Consider the following 18,466-nt stretch of genomic DNA (forward strand, 5'->3'; position numbering starts at 1 on the left):
GTGGGCACAGGCCCCGCCGCTTCCGAGCGGCGGGGCCTTTGTCATGGCCGGACGTCGTGGCCGCCGGCGTCGGCGAGAGTCCAGGGGATCGCCGGGTCGCTGCACGACGCCCGCAGGGTGCCCCCTTCGCGTACGACGGTGAAGGTCACGTCCCCGACCGGCACCGTCACGCGGTCGCCGTCCTGGAGGCCGTACGCCCGCAGGGTCACCCCGGCGGCATGGTCGTAGTCCGGGCGGTCGTCCACCGCGCCCACCGGGATCACGGCCCCGGGCCGGACCAGCAGCGGCACGCTTCTGAAGCCGTGCCGCTCGCGCACCCAGCGCGGGCCGGTCACCGTCTCCCCGGTCAGGAAGTGGGTCCAGGTGCCCTCGGGGACGTAGTAGGTGACGTCGCCCTCGTCGCTGAACACCGGCGCGACCAGCAGGTCCGGGCCGAGCATGTACTGCCGCTCCAGATGCGCGCACCCCGGGTCGTCCGGGAACTCCAGCACCATCGCCCGCATCACCGGCACACCCTCGGTGTGGGCGGTCCGGGCCGCCTCGTACAGATAGGGCATGAGGCGCAGTTTCAGCCGGGTGAAGTGGCGCGCGACCTCCACGGACTCCTCGTCGAACAGCCAGGGCACGCGGTACGACGAGGAGCCGTGCAGCCGGCTGTGCGAGGAGAGCAGGCCGAAGGCCAGCCAGCGCTTGAACAGGGCCGGGGTCGGCGTGCCCTCGAAGCCGCCGATGTCATGGCTCCAGAAGCCGAAGCCCGACAGACCGAGGGACAGGCCGCCGCGCAGGGACTCGGCCATCGACTCGTAGGTCGCCTCGCAGTCGCCGCCCCAGTGCACCGGGAACTGCTGGCTGCCCGTCGTCGCCGAGCGGGCGAAGAGAACGGCCTCCTCCTCGCCGCGGTGCTTGCGCAGTACCTCGAAGACCGTGCGGTTGTAGAGGTACGTGTAGTAGTTGTGCATCCGCTCCGGGTCGGAGCCGTCGGACCAGGCCACATCGAGCGGCACGCGCTCGCCGAAGTCCGTCTTGAAGCAGTCGACGCCCTGCGCGAGCAGCGCCTCCAGCTTGGCGGCGTACCAGTCGCGGGCGGCTGGGCTCGTGAAATCGACCAGGGCCATGCCGGGCTGCCACATGTCCCACTGCCAGACGCTGCCGTCCGGGCGCCTCAGCAGATGCCCGAGCGCCCTGCCCTCGGCGAACAGCGGGGAGCGCTGCGCGATGTACGGGTTGATCCAGACGCTGACGCGCAGGTCACGGGCCTTGAGCCGGGCCAGCATGCCCTCCGGGTCCGGGAAGACCCGCGGATCCCACCGGAAGTCGCACCACTGGTACTCGCGCATCCAGAAGCAGTCGAAGTGGAAGACGGAGAGCGGGAGCTCACGCTCCCTCATGCCCTCGATGAAGGACGTCACCGTCTCCTCGTCGTACGAGGTGGTGAAGGACGTCGAAAGCCACAGGCCGAACGACCAGGCGGGCGGCAGCGCCGGGCGGCCGGTCAGGGCCGTGTACTTGCGCAGGATGTCCTTCGGGGTCGGGCCGTAGATGACGTAGTACGTCAGCTCCTGGGTCTCCGCGCTGAACTGCACCCGGGACACGACCTCCGAGGCGACCTCGAAGGAGACCTGGCCCGGGTGGTCGACGAAGACGCCGTAGCCCGCGTCCGTGAGGTAGAAGGGCACGTTCTTGTAGGCCTGTTCGCTGCACGTGCCGCCGTCGGCCTGCCAGATGTCGACGACCTGCCCGTTCTTCACCAGCGGGCCGAAGCGCTCACCGAGGCCGTAGACGGAGGTGCCGACCTGGAGCACTAGCTGTTCGCGCAGGTGGTGGGCGCCGGTCGCGTCCCGCATGATGCCCATGCTCTGGTGACCGCTGCCGGTCAGCGCCCGGCCGCCCGCGGCGAACTCGACGTGCCAGGGGCCGCCGCGGGCCACCCGGACCGACAGGTCGCCCGAGGCCAGGGTCGTGTGCTCGTCGTCGTACGCGATCCGCGCGGTCGGGTGGGAGTCGGTGAGTTCGAACTCCGGGCCCCGGGGCTGCCCGCCCGTGAAGTGCGTCAGTGTCAGGCCGATGACGTCGGCCATGGGGGTGTGGGCGCGCAGTGTCAGGACGGGGCCCGTCATCAGGTCGCCGCGGGAGCGGATGGGCCGGGTCGGCGCGTGGAACTCCAGCGCGCCGTCCGACTCGGTGACGTCGAGGACCTCGGCCGGGTAGGCCGCGGTGACGCCCTCGCGCAGAAGCCAGTAGCCGTCGGTGAACTTCATGTGGGGGGTCCTCAACTTCCCGGCGCATGGTGTCGAAGCGGTTTCGAGGGGGTATCGAAGCGCTTCGACAGTCGAACGTATGCGGGGTGTGTGAGGGCGTCAATGGGGTGTCCAGGAATTGGTGAAGCGTTTCGACGCCGTGGCCAGGGACAGCAGTAGGGCCAGGGCCGCCGCCGTCACCGGGATGCCGTATCCGGCCGTCGCCGACACATGCTCCACCGTCCAGCCGCCGAGCGCGCCGCCACCGGCGATGCCGCCCAGCAGGCCGGTCACCGCGAGGGTCATGCCCTCGTTCAGCCGGCCCTCGGGGGTGCGCTGCTGGACCAGCGTCATGGTGGTGACCATCGTCGGGGCCGTCGCCATCCCGGCGACCAGCAGCGCGCCCGCGAGACAGAGGAGAGAGCCGGTGAGGCTCGCCGCGAGCAGCGGCAGCGCCAGCAAGGCGGCCATCGCGGCCACGCACCACGGCAGCCGTGCCGCCGCCGGCCCGGTGGGCTTCGCGGCGCCGTACAGCAGACCCGCCGCGCAGGAACCGGCCGCCTGGAGCGCGAGTACGGCACCGGCCGCCGACTGGTGCCCCTGCCGGTCGGCGAACGCGAGCGTGACGACCTCCGTCGAGCCGAAGATCCCGCCCATCGCCAGACAGACCGCGAGCAGCGGGGGCATGCCGGGGGCGCGCAGCGGCGCCTTCGCGGGTATCTCCTCGCGGACCGGCGGCTCCGTCGCACGCCGGGTCGTGAACAGGAGCATCCCCGTCAGCAGCAGCACCGCGCCGACGAGCGTGCCCGCCTCCGGGAAGAACGCCCCGCACAGGAAGGCCGCGAGCACCGGACCCAGCATGAAGCACAGTTCGTCCGCGGCCTGCTCGAAGGAGTGGGCGGTGTGCAGGCCCTTCGGGTCGCCGGCCAGCAGATGCGCCCAGCGGGCCCGGGACATGCCGCCGGTGTTGGGGGTCGTGGCGGTGGCGGCGTAGGAGGCGAACAGGGTCCAGTCCGGGGCGTCGAGGCGCACGCACAGCAGGAGCGAGAGGGAGCCGAGGACGGCGATCAGCGTGGCGGGCAGGGCCACCCGGGCCTGTCCGTGCCGGTCGACGAGCCGCGCGGTCCACGGCGCGACCACCGCGGTCGCCGCGAGCCCCGTCGCCGTGACGGCGCCGGCCAGGGCGTACGAGCCCCGCGTCCCGGCGATCATGACGACCGCGCTGACGCTGAACATGCCCATCGGCAGCCGGGCGATCAGGTTCCCGGCGGTGAACGCGCGGGCGCCCGGCAGGCTGAAGAGACGGCGGTACGGGGTGAGGTGCGGCATGGCCCCACCGTCGCCCGGGGGTGATCAAGCGGTCCAACACCTGTTCCGTACGGACTCACGCACCTGTGTTGTAGGACCGCCTGATGCTTCTATTGGCGCGTGGAAAAGATGCTCAACGGGGAAATCCTTCACTCGTTTGCCGCGCATCCGCCGATGTGGGCCGACGGTTAGTCGGTACATGACCGAGGCGACCAGGAAAAATGGCTGGGCGGTAACGCTCGGCCCGTACACCTACATTCCCGCTCCGGCGCACTCGTCGGCCACCGTCAACGGCACGCTCACCAACGGCGGTTGCCCGGTCACGCTGCAGGTGACCGAGCCGGTTCTGCGCGATTTCATCGATGTCATGAGTGTGCTGGAAAAGGATCTTGCGCGACGGTGGATCAGTGCCACGGAATGGCCCGCATTCGCGCTTGCGGAATAGTCGGGTCGCGCGATGTATGACAATAAAATCGAAGGCAGTGGCCGGCACCGGGCTCCGTCCCGGGAGTTCTTCACCCCCCTGACACCACCGGACCCGACCTGGGATCCGGCCGAGGAACTGGCGTTCATCCTCGAGGAGGCGCTGGGGCAGCAGGCGGCGAGGGTTCCCGCCCCTCGTGACGAGGTGATCGAGGCGGACCTGGACCCGATGGATCCGGAGCCCGTACCGGTCCGGGTCCCGTCGGGCGCCCATATGAGGCGGCTCCAGGACATCACCGAGGAACTGCCGCCGGTGCGGGACGTCCACCGGCGCCACCGCAAGGTCCGCATCCGCAAGAGACCCGGCCTGCTCCGCACCACCAGCCTCTTCGTCGCCGCCCTGGCGGCCGTCATCGCCTCCGCGGTGAGCCTCCTGGGCGGCATGGTCGCCTACGACCCCCTGCGCCTGGTCGGCGTCTCCCCCGAGGGGAAGAGCTTCGGCAGCTGGTGGCCCCTGCTGGTGTACGGGCCCTGGCTGGTGGCCTCCCTGTCCGTGCTGCGGGCCGCGCTCCACCAGCGCCGTGCCGTGCACTCCTGGTGTGTCGTCCTGGTCTTCTCCTGCGTCGCCGTACTGCTCTGTGTCGCCCAGGCGCCGAGGACCGTGCTCGGCACCGCGGCGGCCGCCCTCCCGGGCGTCGCGGCCCTGGCCTGCTTCCAGCAGGTCGTCCGCCAGATCACCCTGACCCGCCCACCCCTGCGCACGGTGCCCCGGCACCGCCTGGGCCAGACCGGCGCACGGGACACCTCCGGCCCCGACACCGGCACCGGCACCGGCACCGACGCCGGCGAGGGGACGAGACAGGGCGGGGCATCCGGGCGGGGCACCGGCTCCTGAGGCCTGTGCTGTCGGGAGGCGGCGACGCCTGTGCCCCTGCGCTTCCGGGAGGCGCCGCCGCCTGTGCCCCTGCGCTTCCGGGAGGCGCCGCCGCCTGTGCCCCTGCGCTTCCGGGAGGCGCCGCCGCCTGTGCCCCTGCGCTTCCGGGAGGCGCCGCCGCCTGTGCCCCTGCGCTTCCGGGAGGCGCCGCCGCCTGTGCCCCTGCGCTTTCGGGAGGCGCCGCCGCCTGTGCCCCTGCGCTGTTCGTGAGCGGTGTCGCCTGATCCCTCGCGCGCTCGGGGAGCGGCGTCGCTCGCGTCTTCGCGCGGTGGGCAGCGGCGTCGCTTGATTCCCTGGGCGCGCGGGGCCGCCGGCTTGAGCCGTCGTGCTGTTGGGCAGCGGCGCTGACCGCGGCCCCGTGGTGTCGGGGAGCGGTGGCGCCTCCACCCTCGCGATGCTGGGCGGCAACGTCGCCCGAGCCCTCCCGCGATCACAGGCAGCGGCGTCGCCCGCCCCCGATGTCGGGCAGCGGCATCCTGCCGCCGCCCCCCCCGCTGTAGGTTCGCCGCATGCCCGCCCACCTCGATCCCCGTCTGCTGCGTGGCTTCGTCACCGTTGCCGAGGAGCTGCACTTCACGCGTGCCGCGGTGCGGCTTCATGTGGCGCAGCAGGCGCTCAGCCGGGATGTGCGGCGGCTGGAGCGGGAGCTGGGTGCCGAGCTGTTCGTGCGGACCACCCGGCAGGTGACGCTCACGCCCGAGGGGGAGCGGCTGCTGCCGTACGCCCGGAGGGTGCTGACGGCGCAGGACGAGCTGCTCGCCGCCTTCGACCAGGCCCGGCCCCTGCTGGTCGACCTCAACTCCCCGGGCCTGGTCACACCGCGCCGGGTGCTGCACCTGGCGCGTGAACTCGCCCCCGGGCACGAGCTGATGGCCCGGTACGAGAGCGGCCTGACCGGAGCCGCCGGGGAGTTGCTCGCCGGGCGGCTGGACGCGTCGTTCGGACGGTTCGAGGGACTGGACCCGGCGCTGCGGACCGGGCTCGACCACCAGCCCGTGCGGTACGAGCCGATGGCGGTCGTGCTGCCCGAGGACCACCGGCTGGCCGCGCTGGAGGCCGTGCCGCTCGCCGAGCTGGCCGGCGAGACCGTCTACGCGGGGGCCGGCAATCCGCGCACACCGGAGTGGACCGGCCTCGCACGGCAGCTTTTCGACGGACGGGGCATCGAGATCGCGCCACCCGCGCCGCTGGCCGTGGGCGAGGAGGAGTTCCAGCGCGTGATGGCCAGAACACGCAACCCGGTCCTGGCCGTCGTGGGGTTCCCGGCCCTGCCGTCCATGGTGTCGCGGCCCCTGGTCGACCCCGTTCCGCTGTCTCCCGTGTCGCTGGTGTGGCGCAGGGGACTGACCCATCCCGCGTTCGACGCGCTGCGCCGGGCGGCGGCCCGGCTCGCGGTGGAGGAGGGCTGGCTGGACAGGCCCGCGGGGGCCTGGATTCCGGCCGAGGGCGATGTCCGCATGGCGTCCCGCGACTGACACGATTCGGTACGCGGTCCACACCGATCCTCCGCGTGCGCTACATTCAACGCCTGAGCACGGTGTGGTAATGGGGGGCGCTCGGACGGGCGAGGGGGCCCGGTCCGACGGCGGGTGCTCAGGTCGTCAGCGCACCTGAACCATCCCGTGGGGGGAAGTGCGTGCGCGTGGAAAATTGGCGAGAAGACGCCCAACCGCAGTGGCCCGAGGCCGCGGCGGTGACCGGTGAACTCCCCACGGACGGCAGAGTCCAGGACCGCAGAGCCACCCAGCTCTTCGCCGGGAGCGACCTCCAGGGGACCGGCCACGGGCTGCCCGCCGGGACGGAGATACTGCGCGGCATCCCCCGGCAGAGCGAGGGCGAGTTCGACTCGTCCCTCCCGGGCCCCGGCGCCCGGCCCGCCGTCCGCGACCCCTGGCAGGAGCCCGGGGAAACCGCAGGGGAGACCGACGACCCGTCCGAGCACAGCCACGACCCGCACGAGGTCACCGTCCAACTCGACGCCGTCCAGCTCGGGGACGGTTTCGTACGGCAGGTCAAGGAAGGTCCCGGCGCGGGCGCCGAAGCCGCCGACTCGCCCGTGTTCGTCGACGAGTCCGGCCGCCGCAGCCGCCGCTTCCGCCGGATCGGTATGGCCGTCGCGCTGGCCTGCGGGGTCTACGCGGTCGTCATCGTCGCCACGCTGATGTCGGGCAACTCCCAGGCTCCCTGGCTGCCCGTGCCGGGCCAGAAGGAGGCCCCGCCGGCCGGCCAGGTCGACACCCCGCCGGTGCCCGAGCGCTCGGCACCGACCGACGAAGCCGGCACCACCGCCCCGGGCAGCACACCGACCACCGTCGAGGGCACGGCACCCGCGCCCGGCGCGAGCGCCGGCGACCCCGCGGACCCCGTCGCCCCCGCGGCCCCCGGCCGTTCCGGTACGACCACCAAGCCCTCGCCGACCGCGTCCCGGACCGCACCGGCCCCGGGCACCGGCGCCACCGACCCGACCCCGAGCAAGCCGGCGGACCCGCCGAGCACGCCGACGACCGAGCCGTCGCCGCCCGGCGAACCCACGCCCCTGCCGACCGAGACGACCGGCACCGGCACGGTCGCCGACGGCCCGGCCGCGACCCAGCCGGTCGCACAGTCACCCGTCGCCGACCAGCCCGCGGCCGAGCCGCCGGCGGCCGACCAGCCCGCGGCCTGAGCGCTTCGCTGAAGGCGCCGCGACGGGCCGCCGTTCCTCTGCGGCACCGTCGTGGCCGGTCGCGCGGTTCCCCGCGCCCCCTCAGGGCGCTGCCGTAGCACCCGCGCCCCTTTGAGGGCGCTTCCGTACCACCCACTCCCGCACCACCCGGAGTACCACCACCCATGGCATCCCGTACCCGCCGTTCCGGGCGCGCGTCCCGAGCCCGTGGCGGCTCCAGGCGCCGCCGTCTGCCCATGCGCCTGCTGCTGCCCCTGCTGCTCCTCGTCGCCCTGATGGCGATGCTCATGCTGCGCGGCTATGTGCACAGCGAGATCCTCGCCGACCACCGGGTCGGACCGCCCACGTCGAGCGACCAGGTCCCGAAGGAGATCCTCGAAGGCGGGCCCGTCATAGACACCCGGGAGGAGAAGCCGACCGCGCTGGAACTCCCGGACCGCCAGCTGGTGCTGACCTTCGACGACGGGCCCGACCCCGTCTGGACGCCCAAGGTCCTCGACATGCTGAAGAAGCACGACGCCCACGCCGTCTTCTTCATCACCGGCACCATGGCCTCCCGCTACCCGGACCTCGTCCAGCGCATGGTCGACGAGGGCCATGAGATCGGGCTGCACACCTTCAACCACCCCGACCTCGCGCTGCAGAGCAAGAGCCGGGTCGACTGGGAGCTCTCGCAGAGCCAGCTCGCGCTGGCCGGGGCGGCCGGCATCCGCACCTCGCTCTTCCGCCCGCCCTACTCGTCGTACTCCCACCTCATGGACAACAAGTCCTGGCCGGTGACCGAGTACATCGGCAGCAAGGGCTACATCACCATCGTCAACGACACCGACAGCCAGGACTGGCGCAGGCCCGGTGTCGACCAGATCATCCGCAACGCCACGCCGGAGAACGGCGAGGGCGCCATCGTGCTGATGCACGACTCCGGCGGTGACCGCTCCCAGACCGTGGCCGCGCTCGACCGGTTCATCTCGGGGCTCAAGGGCGAGGGCTACCGCTTCGACACCCTGACCGCCACCCTCGACGCCCCCAGCGCGCACACCCCGGTCGCCGGGCTCGACGCGCTGAAGGGCGACGCGTGGGTCTTCCTCGTCCAGGCCTCCGAGAAGACGACCGGCGTTCTCGTCGCCGGGCTCGCCGTCGTCGGTGTGCTGGTCTTCGCCCGGCTCGGGCTGATGCTGATCCTCTCCGTGGCGCACGCCCGCCGGGTCCGCCGTCGGGGCTTCCGCTGGGGCGAGACCGTCACGGAACCGGTATCCGTCCTCGTGCCCGCCTACAACGAGGCCAAGTGCATCGAGCAGACGGTCCGTTCCCTGGTCGCCAGCGACCACCCCATCGAGGTGCTGGTCATCGACGACGGCTCCAGCGACGGCACCGCGCGCATCGTCGAGAACCTCGGCCTGCCCGGCGTACGCGTCATCCGCCAGATGAACGCGGGCAAGCCCGCGGCCCTCAACCGGGGCATCGCCAACGCCCGGTACGACCTCATCGTGATGATGGACGGCGACACCGTCTTCGAACCGGCCACCGTCCGCGAACTCGTGCAGCCCTTCGGCGACCCGCGCGTCGGCGCCGTCGCGGGCAACGCCAAGGTCGGCAACCGGGACTCGCTGATCGGCGCCTGGCAGCACATCGAGTACGTGATGGGCTTCAACCTCGACCGCCGCATGTACGACGTGCTGCGCTGCATGCCGACCATCCCCGGCGCGGTCGGCGCCTTCCGGCGCAGCGCGCTGGAGCGGGTGGGCGGCATGAGCGAGGACACGCTCGCCGAGGACACCGACATCACCATGGCCCTGCACCGCGACGGCTGGCACGTCGTGTACGCGGAGAAGGCCCTCGCCTGGACCGAGGCCCCCGAGTCCGTCCAGCAGCTCTGGTCCCAGCGCTACCGCTGGTCGTACGGCACGATGCAGGCGATCTGGAAGCACCGCCGGTCCCTCGTGGAGAGCGGGCACTCGGGCCGCTTCGGGCGGGTGGGACTGCCGCTGGTGGCGATGTTCATGGTCGTGGCGCCGCTGCTGGCCCCGCTCATCGACGTGTTCCTGCTGTACGGGCTGGTGTTCGGCCCGACGGAGAAGACCATCGGCGCCTGGCTGGGCGTCCTCGCGGTGCAGGGCGTGTGCGCGGCCTACGCGTTCCACCTCGACAAGGAACGCATGACCCACCTGATCTCGCTCCCGCTCCAGCAGCTCCTGTACCGCCAGCTCATGTACGTCGTACTGCTCCAGTCCTGGATCACCGCCCTCACCGGCGGCCGGCTGCGCTGGCAGAAGCTGCGGCGCACCGGCGCGGTCGGCCTGCCCGGGCCGGGCAGCGGCACGCCCCAGCAGCCGGTGGGCGGGAGGCAGGCCTGATGACCACACACCCCGAAGCCGTCGCCCCCGCCCCGGAGAAGGAGCGGACCGGCCGCACCGGCCCCGTCCGCGACCGGTACTTCGACCTGCTGCGCGCCCTCGCCCTGTTCCGTGTCGTGCTCTACCACCTGACGGGCTGGGCCTGGCTGCCGCTGGTGTTCCCGTCGATGGGCGTGATGTTCGCCCTCGCCGGCAACCTCATGGCCCGCTCCCTCAAGCGTCCGCCCGTGCAGGTGATCCGCGGCCGGCTGCGGCGGCTGCTGCCCCCGCTGTGGCTGCTGGGCGTCGTCGGCGTCACCGGCATGGTCCTCCAGGGCTGGGGACCGGACGCCGATGGCCATCCCGGCTGGTGGTGGCTCCACCTCACCTTCTGGATCGTCCCGCTCAGCGACCCGCCCTACGGTGAGGGCCTGCCCGGCGTCCACGGCTTCATCGGCGAGGACTGGGCCGCCGAACTCGCCGGCCCGCTCTGGTACATCCGCGCCTACCTCTGGTTCGTGCTGCTGTCCCCGCTGCTCCTGAAGGCCCTGCGCGCCCTTCCGGTGGTCACGCTCCTCGCGCCGATCGCCCTGGCGGTCGCCTTCGAGCACAGCTACCTCGCCCTGCCCGGCGAGCGGTTCCCCTCGGCGCTCACCGACTTCTCCACCTTCGGCGCCTGCTGGATCCTCGGCATGGCCCACCAGGAGGGCGTCCTCAAGCGGCTGCCGCGCTACATCGTCCCGTCCGTGGCACCCGTCATCGCCCTGGTGGGCCTCTGGTACGCCCTGCGCCATGACTTCTCCGCCGGAAACGACCTGGACAGCATGCCCCTGGCGCAGGCCCTGTGGTCCTTCGGCACGGTGTTCCTGCTGCTGCACATCAGCCCGTCCTGGCCGGAGTGGCCGCGCAGGCTGCGCCGCTGGGCCGGGGCGATCACCCTGCTCAACTCCCGGGCCGTGACGATCTATCTGTGGCACAACATCTGCATCCTGATCGCCGCGACCCTGTGGGACCGGCTGTGGGGCGTCACGGTGCTGGAACAGAACGTCCCGGGGCTGCTGGAGAGCGTCTGGCCGGTGCTGTTCCTGGCCTGGGTGCTGATCGGCGGGTGCGTCCTGGCGTTCGGCTGGGTGGAGGACCTGGCGGCGAAGCAGAGGCCCCGGTTGTGGCCCAGGAGTGAGCCCCGGGTGAGGGTTCGGGGGAGTCGGAGGCGAGCGGCACGCGGCGGCTGATTCCCGTTGCCCCCGGGCGTCTCCGGTGTGGAAAACTGCCCGAGTTGCGCAGGTGAACGACTGCGATCGATGACGGGCCGGGGGAGCGGTGGGATGAGCAAGCGGCAGACACAGAAGATGCTGCGGCTGATGGCGAGCGGGGAGCCGGTCGAGCTCACCAGCCCGATGGCGTCCGTGAAGAAGCTCGCCCGGCTGGCCTTCGTCGCCCAGCAGTTCGGCTACGAGTACGCGGACGTCCGGCAGAGCAACGGCCGCAACGGCGCGCTCACGATGCTGATCCTCCCCGACCCCAGCCCGCACGCCCGGGGCCGGGCCGCGCAGAACTGGGCGCAGTATCCGAACGCCGCCGACGGTGTCTCCCTGCCGCCGCTCGTGCCCGACGCCTTCGAGCTCCTCAAGGCCCGGATCAACTTCGACCTCACCGGCAAGAGCGCCGAGAAGCGCATGGGCTACGCGGCCCTCGGCCTCACGATCGGCTGCGTGATCCTCGCCCTGCGCTCCGGAGGGGATGCCTCCGCCTTCATCGTCGCGGGCGTGATCTGGCTGCTCCTCATGGCGGTCTTCGGCATCGGGCTCCTGGTCACCCGCAAGCGCAACGCGAAGTTCGCCGCCCGGCTGCAGGCGGCCGGCTTCATGCCGGTGACGGACGAGAACGGGCGGATGCGGTACCTGCCGCCGGGGGCGCAGCTGCCCGGGCACGGCAATCCCTTCGGCGGGGGGCCGTACGGCGGTGCGCCGGGCCAGGGCGGTGGAGTGCCCGGGCAGGCGCCCGTAGGTTACGGATACCAGCAGCCGGCACAGGGACAGGGACAGGCGCCGGGCCCGTATGCCCAGCCCGCCCCAGGCCCGTACGCCCAGCCCGCCCCGGGCCCCTACCCGCCTCAGCCCGCGCCCGGGCACGCGCCCGGTCCGTACGGGACGCAGCCCCCTGCCGCGCCGTATCCGCCGCAGCAGCAGCCCGGCCCCTACGCGCCGCAGCAGCCGCCGCAGAATCCCCACTGGCAGCACCCGCAGCGCTGACACAATGGCGTCGAACCTCTCATCCCGCCCGGGCCCGGGGTGAGAGCAAAGTTCCACCGAGGTCACTCGGTGGCACAGTCACGAAACGCGTTCTCCCTACCTTCGGATTCAGCCACTCGTAGTACGACCGAGTCCCGGAGCAAGTGGAGGCGTCATGACAGGCCCTGGCACGGCACCCGCACCCCCGAGCAGGGGCGGACGCTGGATCCGGCACTGGGATCCGGAGAACGAGACCTTCTGGAAGGAAACCGGGGAGAAGGTCGCCCGCCGCAACCTCTACTTCTCCGTGCTGTCCGAGCACATCGGCTTCTCCATCTGGACCCTGTGGTCCGTGATGGTGCTCTTCATGGGCCCGGAGTACGGCCTGACCCCCGCCGACAAATTCATGCTGACCTCGATGGTCACGCTGGTCGGCGCGGTCGTCCGGGTCCCCTACACCTTCGCCGTCGCGATCTTCGGCGGCCGGAACTGGACGATCATCTCCGCCGGCCTCCTGCTGGTCCCGACCGTCGCCGCGTTCACCGTGATGGAGCCGGGCACCTCCTTCTCCACCTTCCTGCTGGTCGGACTGCTCGCCGGTATCGGCGGCGGCAACTTCGCCTCCTCCATGACCAACATCAACGCCTTCTTCCCGCTGCGGAAGAAGGGCTGGGCCCTCGGCCTGAACGCGGGCGGCGGCAACATCGGGGTCCCCGTGGCGCAGCTGGTCGCGCTGGCGATCATCGGTGCCGGTGGCGGCCCGCGCGTGCTGCTGGGGATCTACATCCCGCTGATCGTCGTGGCCGCCGTCATGGCCGCGCTGTTCATGGACAACCTGGAGAACGTCAAGAACGACACCGGCGCCGCCAAGGACGCCGCGCGGGACGCCCACACGTGGATCATGTCCGTCCTCTACATCGGCACCTTCGGCTCCTTCATCGGCTACAGCTTCGCCTTCGGCCAGGTCCTGACAAGCCAGTTCGGCCGTACGCCGCTCCAGGCCGCGTACGTCACCTTCCTCGGCCCGCTGCTCGGCTCCCTGATCCGGCCCGTCGGCGGCTGGCTCGCCGACCGGTACGGCGGCGCGAAGATCAGCCTGTGGAACTACGTCGCCATGGGTGTCGCGACGGCGGTCCTGATCGGTGCCTCCATGGAGAAGTCGCTGGCACTGTTCACCGGGGCGTTCGTGGTGCTGTTCGTCCTCAGCGGGCTCGGCAACGGCTCCACGTTCAAGATGATCCCGGGCATCTTCCAGAACAAGGCCCTGGCCAAGGGGCTGCGGGGTGAGGAGGCCGCGGCGTACGGGCGCAGGCTCTCCGGCGCCTCCATGGGACTCATCGGCGCGGTGGGCGCGCTCGGCGGTGTCGGCATCAACCTCGCCTTCCGCCAGTCCTTCCTCTCCTACGGCTCCGGGACCGGCGCGTTCGTCGCCTTCCTCGGCTTCTACGCGGTCTGCTTCGGAATCACCTGGGCCGTATACCTTCGGGGTACGGCACCGCGGGTACCCGCCACGACGACAGCCTCGGAGGCGAAGCCGCAGCTCAACTACGCCAAGGTGTGAAGTAACACCGCGGACATCAAGCCGAACCGAGCCTGTCACGAGCCGTTGACAGGCTCGATCGGCATACACGTACGCCGAACCCATGGAGTACGACGACTCGAATGCGGGACGAGAGCATGCACGAGGAACAACAGCGACCGGAACACGGCCCACTGGCGGGATTCACCGTGGGCGTCACGGCCGCGCGCCGGGCCGAGGAGCTGGGCACGCTGCTCCAGCGGCGCGGCGCCACCGTCCTGCATGCCCCCGCCCTGCGGATCGTGCCGCTCGCCGACGACAGCGAGCTGCTGGCCGCGACGAAGGAGATCATCCACCAGGTGCCGGACATCGTCGTGGCGACGACCGCGATCGGGTTCCGGGGCTGGGTCGAGGCCGCGGACGGCTGGGGTCTGGGCGAGGATCTGCTGGCGCGGCTGGGCGGCGTACGGATCATGGCGCGCGGGCCCAAGGTCAAGGGCGCGGTGCGGGCCGCCGGGCTGACGGAGGAGTGGTCGCCGTCGTCGGAGTCCATGGCGGAGGTGCTCGACCGGCTGCTGGAGGAAGGCGTCGACGGGCTGCGGATCGCGATCCAGCTGCACGGGGAGCCGTTGCCCGGGTTCGTGGAGTCGCTGCGGGCCGGTGGTGCCGAGGTCGTCGGGGTGCCCGTCTACCGGTGGATGCCGCCGGAGGACATCGGGCCGGTCGACCGTCTCCTGGACGCGACGGTGTCCCGCGGCGTCGACGCGCTGACCTTCACCAGCGCGCCCGCCGCGGCGTCCCTGCTCTCCCGGGCGGAGGAACGCGGACTGCTCCCCGAGGTGCTGGCGGCACTCGGCCACGACGTCCTGCCGGCCTGTGTCGGACCGGTCACCGCGCTGCCGCTGCAGGGCCACGGCATCGACACGGTCCAGCCCGAGCGCTTCCGGCTCGGCCCGCTCGTCCAGCTCCTCTGCCAGGAGCTGCCCGGGCGGGCGCGCTCGCTGCCGATCGCCGGGCACCGGGTGGAGATCCGCGGCCACGCCGTCCTGGTCGACGGCGACCTCAAGCCCGTCCCGCCCGCCGGCATGGCCCTCCTGCGCGCCCTCTCCCGCCGCCCCGGCTGGGTCGTAGCCCGCGCCGACCTCCTGCGCGCCCTGCCCGGCGCCGGCCGCGACGAACACGCCGTCGAAACCGCCATGGCCCGCCTCCGCACCGCCCTCGGCGCCCCCAAACTGATCCAGACGGTGGTCAAACGCGGCTACCGCCTGGCCCTGGACCCGGCAGCGGAAACGAAGTACGCGGACGCGTGACGCTCCGCAGGGGTCGAGCGGCACACCGCGACTACGCACGCGGCGTGCTCAACCCGACGCCTGCCGCAGCACCGCGCCACGCGGCGGCCCGACGGGAAGCCTCGACGACATCGACGGCGGTCCCCCCGGGGCGCGACCGCCAACACCCCTGGCCTCCGCCCGGCTCGGGCGGGGGGCGACGGCCTACGGTCCCCCGGCTGGTCCTCGCGGGGTGACACCGATGCCCCGGGAGGCGAACTGCTGGCGGTCCTCCCCTGGGCGACCGCCGACACCCCGGCCCGCCCGGATCCGGCGGGCAGCCGGGGGCGACGACTGACGATCCCCTCCCGCGATGTCGAGGACGGCGGTCCCTCTCCGTTGTCGTCGGCGGCGACAGCCGCCTGCGCCCAGCCCGGGCGGGCGCTCACGCGGATGAGCTGCGCCGCGACTGGGCCGAGGGCATCGCGGGCTGGGCCTAGGCCAACAGTCCGGGCCGAGGGGCGCCGGTGTGCGGAGCTGTGCTGTCGCTCGGCCCACAGTCCGCTGCGGGCCCTCGGCGGCAGCGCCTCGTGGATCGCGCACCGGCGGCTCAGCGGGTACGCCGACCAGCGGCAGCACCTTCAACGAGGAACACGGCAGGCGAGCTCGCCCTCGAAAAGCGCCGGTGTCGGTGGCGAAGGCCAGGGCCGGGTCCCGGGATCCGCCGCTGTGCGGGGCTCAGCTCCGGGCGGTCGGCGGCGAAGCGTCGCGTGGCCGGGCTGGAGGCACCGGCGGACGTGGCCGCTCCGCGAGCCCTCGCCGAGGCCCTGTCATACGAAACCCTGTCGGATGGCCGTGTCGCGGCCGGACCCAGACACCCGCCGACAAGGCCTCTCCGCGACACCGGCCGACGAAGCCGCTCCGCGAGCCTCCCCAGCGGCACCAACGTCCGAGGCCCTGTCGCGGCCGGCCCCGAACACCGCCCGACGAGGCCTCTTCGAGAGCCGCCCCGGAACGCCCCGTCGCCCGCCCCCGACACCGCCCCCTGGCCGGAACCCCCACCCCCGTCGGCCGGTCATCGGTGTCAGCCCCGTGTCGAGGGGTTTCCGGCGGGGGAGTGGGCAGGCACTGTATGAGGGAACGGTTTCCCAGCCCTCTCACTGGCATCTCACCGGCCCTCTCGCGACCGGGGTGAACCCCTAGGCGGTGACAGGCACATGGCACTGGGTACGGCCACGGCCCCGTACGAGCTGCGGTTCGATGCCGGGCGGATCTGCCTGGATCTGCTCTCCACCACGCATCCGGAGGAGCGGCTCGACTCCGTGGACGTGCTGCGCGCCTGGATCACCGGCTCCGGTCTCGTCCCGGCGGACACCGCTCTGGCCCACGCCGACTCCGGCTGGCTCGCGGCCTTCCGTGAACTGCGCGACCAGGTCGGGAGGTTGGTCCGCGGCTGGTCGGCGCCCCGGGCCCGGGCGTACGACTTCGCGCTCGCGCGCGTCAACGATCTGGCCACTTTCGCACCGCCCGCCCCACGGGCCGTTCGCGACGGAGACGGTGAACTCATACGGCAGTTGGACGACCCGCCCGACTGCGCCGCCCTGCTCGCGGCCGTCGCCCGGGACGCCGTCGACCTGCTCACCGACCCCGTCGCCCGCGCGGCGCTGCGCCAGTGCGAAGGGGACAACTGCCCCATCGTGTACCTCGACACCTCCCGGGGACGCAGGAGGCGTTGGTGCTCCAGTGAGGTTTGCGGGAACCGCGAACGGGTCGCCCGGCATCGCCGTCGCGCCGCACTCGCACGGGCTTAAATCCCTTTTGCCCATCACGGCACCGCCGTTGCGTGGCAACTGCAACCAATTCCCTTGTCCTAAATGACACTTCTGCGAACGCGCTGTCGAAGTGATTTCGATTACATACCGTTTACCTACGCCACCGTAGGGAAGCCCTGAGTTGATCTTGCTCATGTGGCGGAAATGTGAAGATCGCGGGGTGGGAATGTGACCCCATGTCCAGCTCGTCACGTCATCTCGAAGAAATCTGTCGCCTCTCGTTGAACGCCCAACCGCTCGCTTGCGTACGGCATGTGGAGCGACCGACTGGGGGAACCCCCGGACACCGGAGGTGGGCGTGCGCAAGGATTCCGTCGTGGCCAATGAACGTGCACCGAGGGCCCGACATCGCATGTCCCAGCCCTCGGAACCCGACGAGGAGCTGATGCGTGCTCTGTACAGAGAACACGCCGGTCCCCTGCTGGCTTACGTCCTGCGACTGGTCGCCGGAGACCGGCAGCGCGCCGAGGACGTCGTGCAGGAGACGCTCATCCGTGCCTGGAAGAACGCCGGTCAGCTCAATCGGGCGACCGGATCGGTACGCCCCTGGCTGGTGACGGTCGCCCGGCGCATCGTCATCGACGGCCACCGCAGCCGGCAGGCCCGGCCGCAGGAGGTCGACCCGTCGCCGCTGGAGGTCATCCCCGCGGAGGACGAGATCGACAAGGCGCTGTGGCTGATGACTCTGTCGGACGCACTCGACGACCTGACCCCCGCCCACCGGGAGGTGCTCGTCGAGACGTACTTCAAGGGGCGTACCGTCAATGAGGCGGCCGAGACCCTGGGCATACCCAGCGGCACCGTCCGCTCCAGGGTGTTCTACGCCCTGCGTTCGATGAAGCTGGCACTGGAGGAGCGGGGGGTGACGGCGTGATGAGTGTTTACGGGGGTAACCAAGGGTTCGGTACGGGAGGCATGGGTATGTCAGGACCCATGCAGGAATCCCCGGTGCCGAACGAGCACGAGACCGTCGGCGCCTACGCCCTCGGCATCCTCGACGACGCCGAAGCAACCGCTTTCGAAGCCCACCTCGCGGGCTGCGAATGGTGCGCCCAGCAGCTCGACGAGCTGGCCGGCATGGAGCCGATGCTCGCCGCCCTCGCCGACCTGCCCGGCTCCGGCACACCCGCGATCGGCGAGTCGCTGTCCGCGAAGCCCCGGCCGCGCCTGGTGGAGAAGCTCGTCGACGAGGTCGCCGAGCGCCGCGCCCAGAAGCGCCGCCGCAGCTTCTACATGGTGGCCGCGTCCGCCGCGCTGATCGCCGGCGGTCCCTTCGTCGCGGTCGCGACGAACGGCGGCGGCGACAGCTCCGGCGCGGAGAACCGCCCGCTCTCCGCGAGCCCGGCCAAGGAAGCCTTCAACGGCATCTCCGACAAGATCACGGCCACCGACCCGACCACCAAGGTCACCGCGACGGTCGCCCTCCAGAAGAAGGACTGGGGCACCGGCATGGTCCTGGAGGCGAAGAACCTCAAGGGCCCGCTGAAGTGCGCCCTCGTCGCGGTCGGGAAGAACGGCGAGCGCGAGACGCTCTCCTCCTGGTCCGTCCCGAACTGGGGCTACGGCATCCCGGACGCCACGACCGAGAAGGCCAAGGAGCCGCTGTACGTCCAGGGCGGCGCCGCCTTCCAGCCCAACGAGATCGACCACTTCGAGATCGTGACCTTCGACGGCAAGCGCCTGGTCGAGGTCGACGCGTAGCCTTTCGGGGTCCCC

General features: G+C 71.8%; 14 protein-coding genes. 12 read left to right on the forward strand and 2 right to left on the reverse strand.

All coding sequences use genetic code 11. The features are described from left to right. Positions 1 to 41 precede the first annotated feature (41 nt). Positions 42 to 2,258, reverse strand: a complete 2,217-nt coding sequence (gene yicI / locus NNW99_RS23210; RefSeq protein WP_215121059.1) for an alpha-xylosidase — start codon at positions 2,256 to 2,258, stop codon at positions 42 to 44. Positions 2,259 to 2,357: 99 nt separating this feature from the next. After that, a complete protein-coding gene (locus tag NNW99_RS23215) occupies positions 2,358 to 3,566 on the reverse strand; it encodes an MFS transporter (protein ID WP_215121060.1) in 1,209 nt (402 codons plus the stop codon). A gap of 178 nt (positions 3,567 to 3,744) precedes the next feature. Between NNW99_RS23215 and NNW99_RS23220 the strand changes: the two genes are divergently transcribed. The 12 genes from NNW99_RS23220 to NNW99_RS23275 all read left to right on the forward strand — a co-directional run bounded on the left by NNW99_RS23220 (position 3,745) and on the right by NNW99_RS23275 (position 18,451). Beyond that, positions 3,745 to 3,990: a hypothetical protein gene (locus NNW99_RS23220; protein WP_215121061.1), complete on the forward strand. Its 246-nt coding sequence runs from the start codon at positions 3,745 to 3,747 to the stop codon at positions 3,988 to 3,990. A 12-nt stretch (positions 3,991 to 4,002) separates the two neighbouring features. Beyond that, positions 4,003 to 4,863 carry a hypothetical protein gene (locus NNW99_RS23225; protein ID WP_251057910.1) on the forward strand — a complete coding sequence of 287 codons (861 nt, stop codon included), beginning with the start codon at positions 4,003 to 4,005 and terminating at the stop codon, positions 4,861 to 4,863. Between the two features lie 548 nt (positions 4,864 to 5,411). Next, a complete protein-coding gene (locus NNW99_RS23230; RefSeq protein ID WP_215121062.1) occupies positions 5,412 to 6,377 on the forward strand; it encodes a LysR family transcriptional regulator in 966 nt (321 codons plus the stop codon). Between the two features lie 161 nt (positions 6,378 to 6,538). Continuing rightward, positions 6,539 to 7,567: a hypothetical protein gene (locus NNW99_RS23235; protein WP_251057911.1), complete on the forward strand. Its 1,029-nt coding sequence runs from the start codon at positions 6,539 to 6,541 to the stop codon at positions 7,565 to 7,567. Positions 7,568 to 7,731: 164 nt separating this feature from the next. After that, positions 7,732 to 9,921 (forward strand): bifunctional polysaccharide deacetylase/glycosyltransferase family 2 protein, encoded by a 2,190-nt coding sequence (locus NNW99_RS23240; RefSeq protein WP_215121063.1) that lies wholly within the window; start codon positions 7,732 to 7,734, stop codon positions 9,919 to 9,921. Beyond that, positions 9,921 to 11,132, forward strand: coding sequence for an acyltransferase family protein (locus NNW99_RS23245; RefSeq protein ID WP_215121064.1), 1,212 nt, complete (start codon positions 9,921 to 9,923; stop codon positions 11,130 to 11,132). The genes NNW99_RS23240 and NNW99_RS23245 overlap by 1 nt, the downstream gene beginning before the upstream one ends. Positions 11,133 to 11,225: 93 nt before the next feature. After that, positions 11,226 to 12,152, forward strand: a complete 927-nt coding sequence (locus tag NNW99_RS23250) for a hypothetical protein (RefSeq protein WP_215121065.1) — start codon at positions 11,226 to 11,228, stop codon at positions 12,150 to 12,152. A gap of 154 nt (positions 12,153 to 12,306) precedes the next feature. Continuing rightward, entirely contained in the window at positions 12,307 to 13,692 is a 1,386-nt protein-coding gene (locus NNW99_RS23255) for a NarK/NasA family nitrate transporter (protein ID WP_215121066.1), read from the forward strand. 116 nt (positions 13,693 to 13,808) lie between these two features. Beyond that, a complete protein-coding gene (locus NNW99_RS23260) occupies positions 13,809 to 14,960 on the forward strand; it encodes a uroporphyrinogen-III synthase (protein ID WP_215124421.1) in 1,152 nt (383 codons plus the stop codon). A 1,175-nt stretch (positions 14,961 to 16,135) separates the two neighbouring features. Beyond that, positions 16,136 to 16,729, forward strand: coding sequence for an ABATE domain-containing protein (locus tag NNW99_RS23265; RefSeq protein WP_215121067.1), 594 nt, complete (start codon positions 16,136 to 16,138; stop codon positions 16,727 to 16,729). Positions 16,730 to 17,102: 373 nt separating this feature from the next. Next, entirely contained in the window at positions 17,103 to 17,624 is a 522-nt protein-coding gene (locus NNW99_RS23270; protein ID WP_010039908.1) for a sigma-70 family RNA polymerase sigma factor, read from the forward strand. Beyond that, positions 17,624 to 18,451 (forward strand): zf-HC2 domain-containing protein, encoded by an 828-nt coding sequence (locus NNW99_RS23275; RefSeq protein WP_285439955.1) that lies wholly within the window; start codon positions 17,624 to 17,626, stop codon positions 18,449 to 18,451. Before NNW99_RS23270 ends, NNW99_RS23275 begins: the two co-directional genes overlap by 1 nt. Positions 18,452 to 18,466 lie beyond the last annotated feature (15 nt).

This window comes from Streptomyces sp. CRCS-T-1, from assembly GCF_024442335.1.
GTDB classification, from domain to species: domain Bacteria; phylum Actinomycetota; class Actinomycetes; order Streptomycetales; family Streptomycetaceae; genus Streptomyces; species Streptomyces koelreuteriae.

Bases quoted from the DNA above. Each gene is read 5' to 3' on its own strand.
- NNW99_RS23260 (WP_215124421.1), top strand. From the start codon at position 13,809: ATGCACGAGGAACAACAGCGACCGGAACACGGCCCACTGGCGGGATTC.
- NNW99_RS23255 (WP_215121066.1), top strand. From the start codon at position 12,307: ATGACAGGCCCTGGCACGGCACCCGCACCCCCGAGCAGGGGCGGACGC.
- NNW99_RS23215 (WP_215121060.1), bottom strand. From the start codon at position 3,566: ATGCCGCACCTCACCCCGTACCGCCGTCTCTTCAGCCTGCCGGGCGCC.
- NNW99_RS23270 (WP_010039908.1), top strand. From the start codon at position 17,103: ATGTCCCAGCCCTCGGAACCCGACGAGGAGCTGATGCGTGCTCTGTAC.
- NNW99_RS23230 (WP_215121062.1), top strand. From the start codon at position 5,412: ATGCCCGCCCACCTCGATCCCCGTCTGCTGCGTGGCTTCGTCACCGTT.
- NNW99_RS23220 (WP_215121061.1), top strand. From the start codon at position 3,745: ATGACCGAGGCGACCAGGAAAAATGGCTGGGCGGTAACGCTCGGCCCG.
- NNW99_RS23240 (WP_215121063.1), top strand. From the start codon at position 7,732: ATGGCATCCCGTACCCGCCGTTCCGGGCGCGCGTCCCGAGCCCGTGGC.
- NNW99_RS23275 (WP_285439955.1), top strand. From the start codon at position 17,624: ATGAGTGTTTACGGGGGTAACCAAGGGTTCGGTACGGGAGGCATGGGT.
- NNW99_RS23265 (WP_215121067.1), top strand. From the start codon at position 16,136: ATGGCACTGGGTACGGCCACGGCCCCGTACGAGCTGCGGTTCGATGCC.
- yicI (WP_215121059.1), bottom strand. From the start codon at position 2,258: ATGAAGTTCACCGACGGCTACTGGCTTCTGCGCGAGGGCGTCACCGCG.
- NNW99_RS23250 (WP_215121065.1), top strand. From the start codon at position 11,226: ATGAGCAAGCGGCAGACACAGAAGATGCTGCGGCTGATGGCGAGCGGG.
- NNW99_RS23245 (WP_215121064.1), top strand. From the start codon at position 9,921: ATGACCACACACCCCGAAGCCGTCGCCCCCGCCCCGGAGAAGGAGCGG.
- NNW99_RS23225 (WP_251057910.1), top strand. From the start codon at position 4,003: ATGTATGACAATAAAATCGAAGGCAGTGGCCGGCACCGGGCTCCGTCC.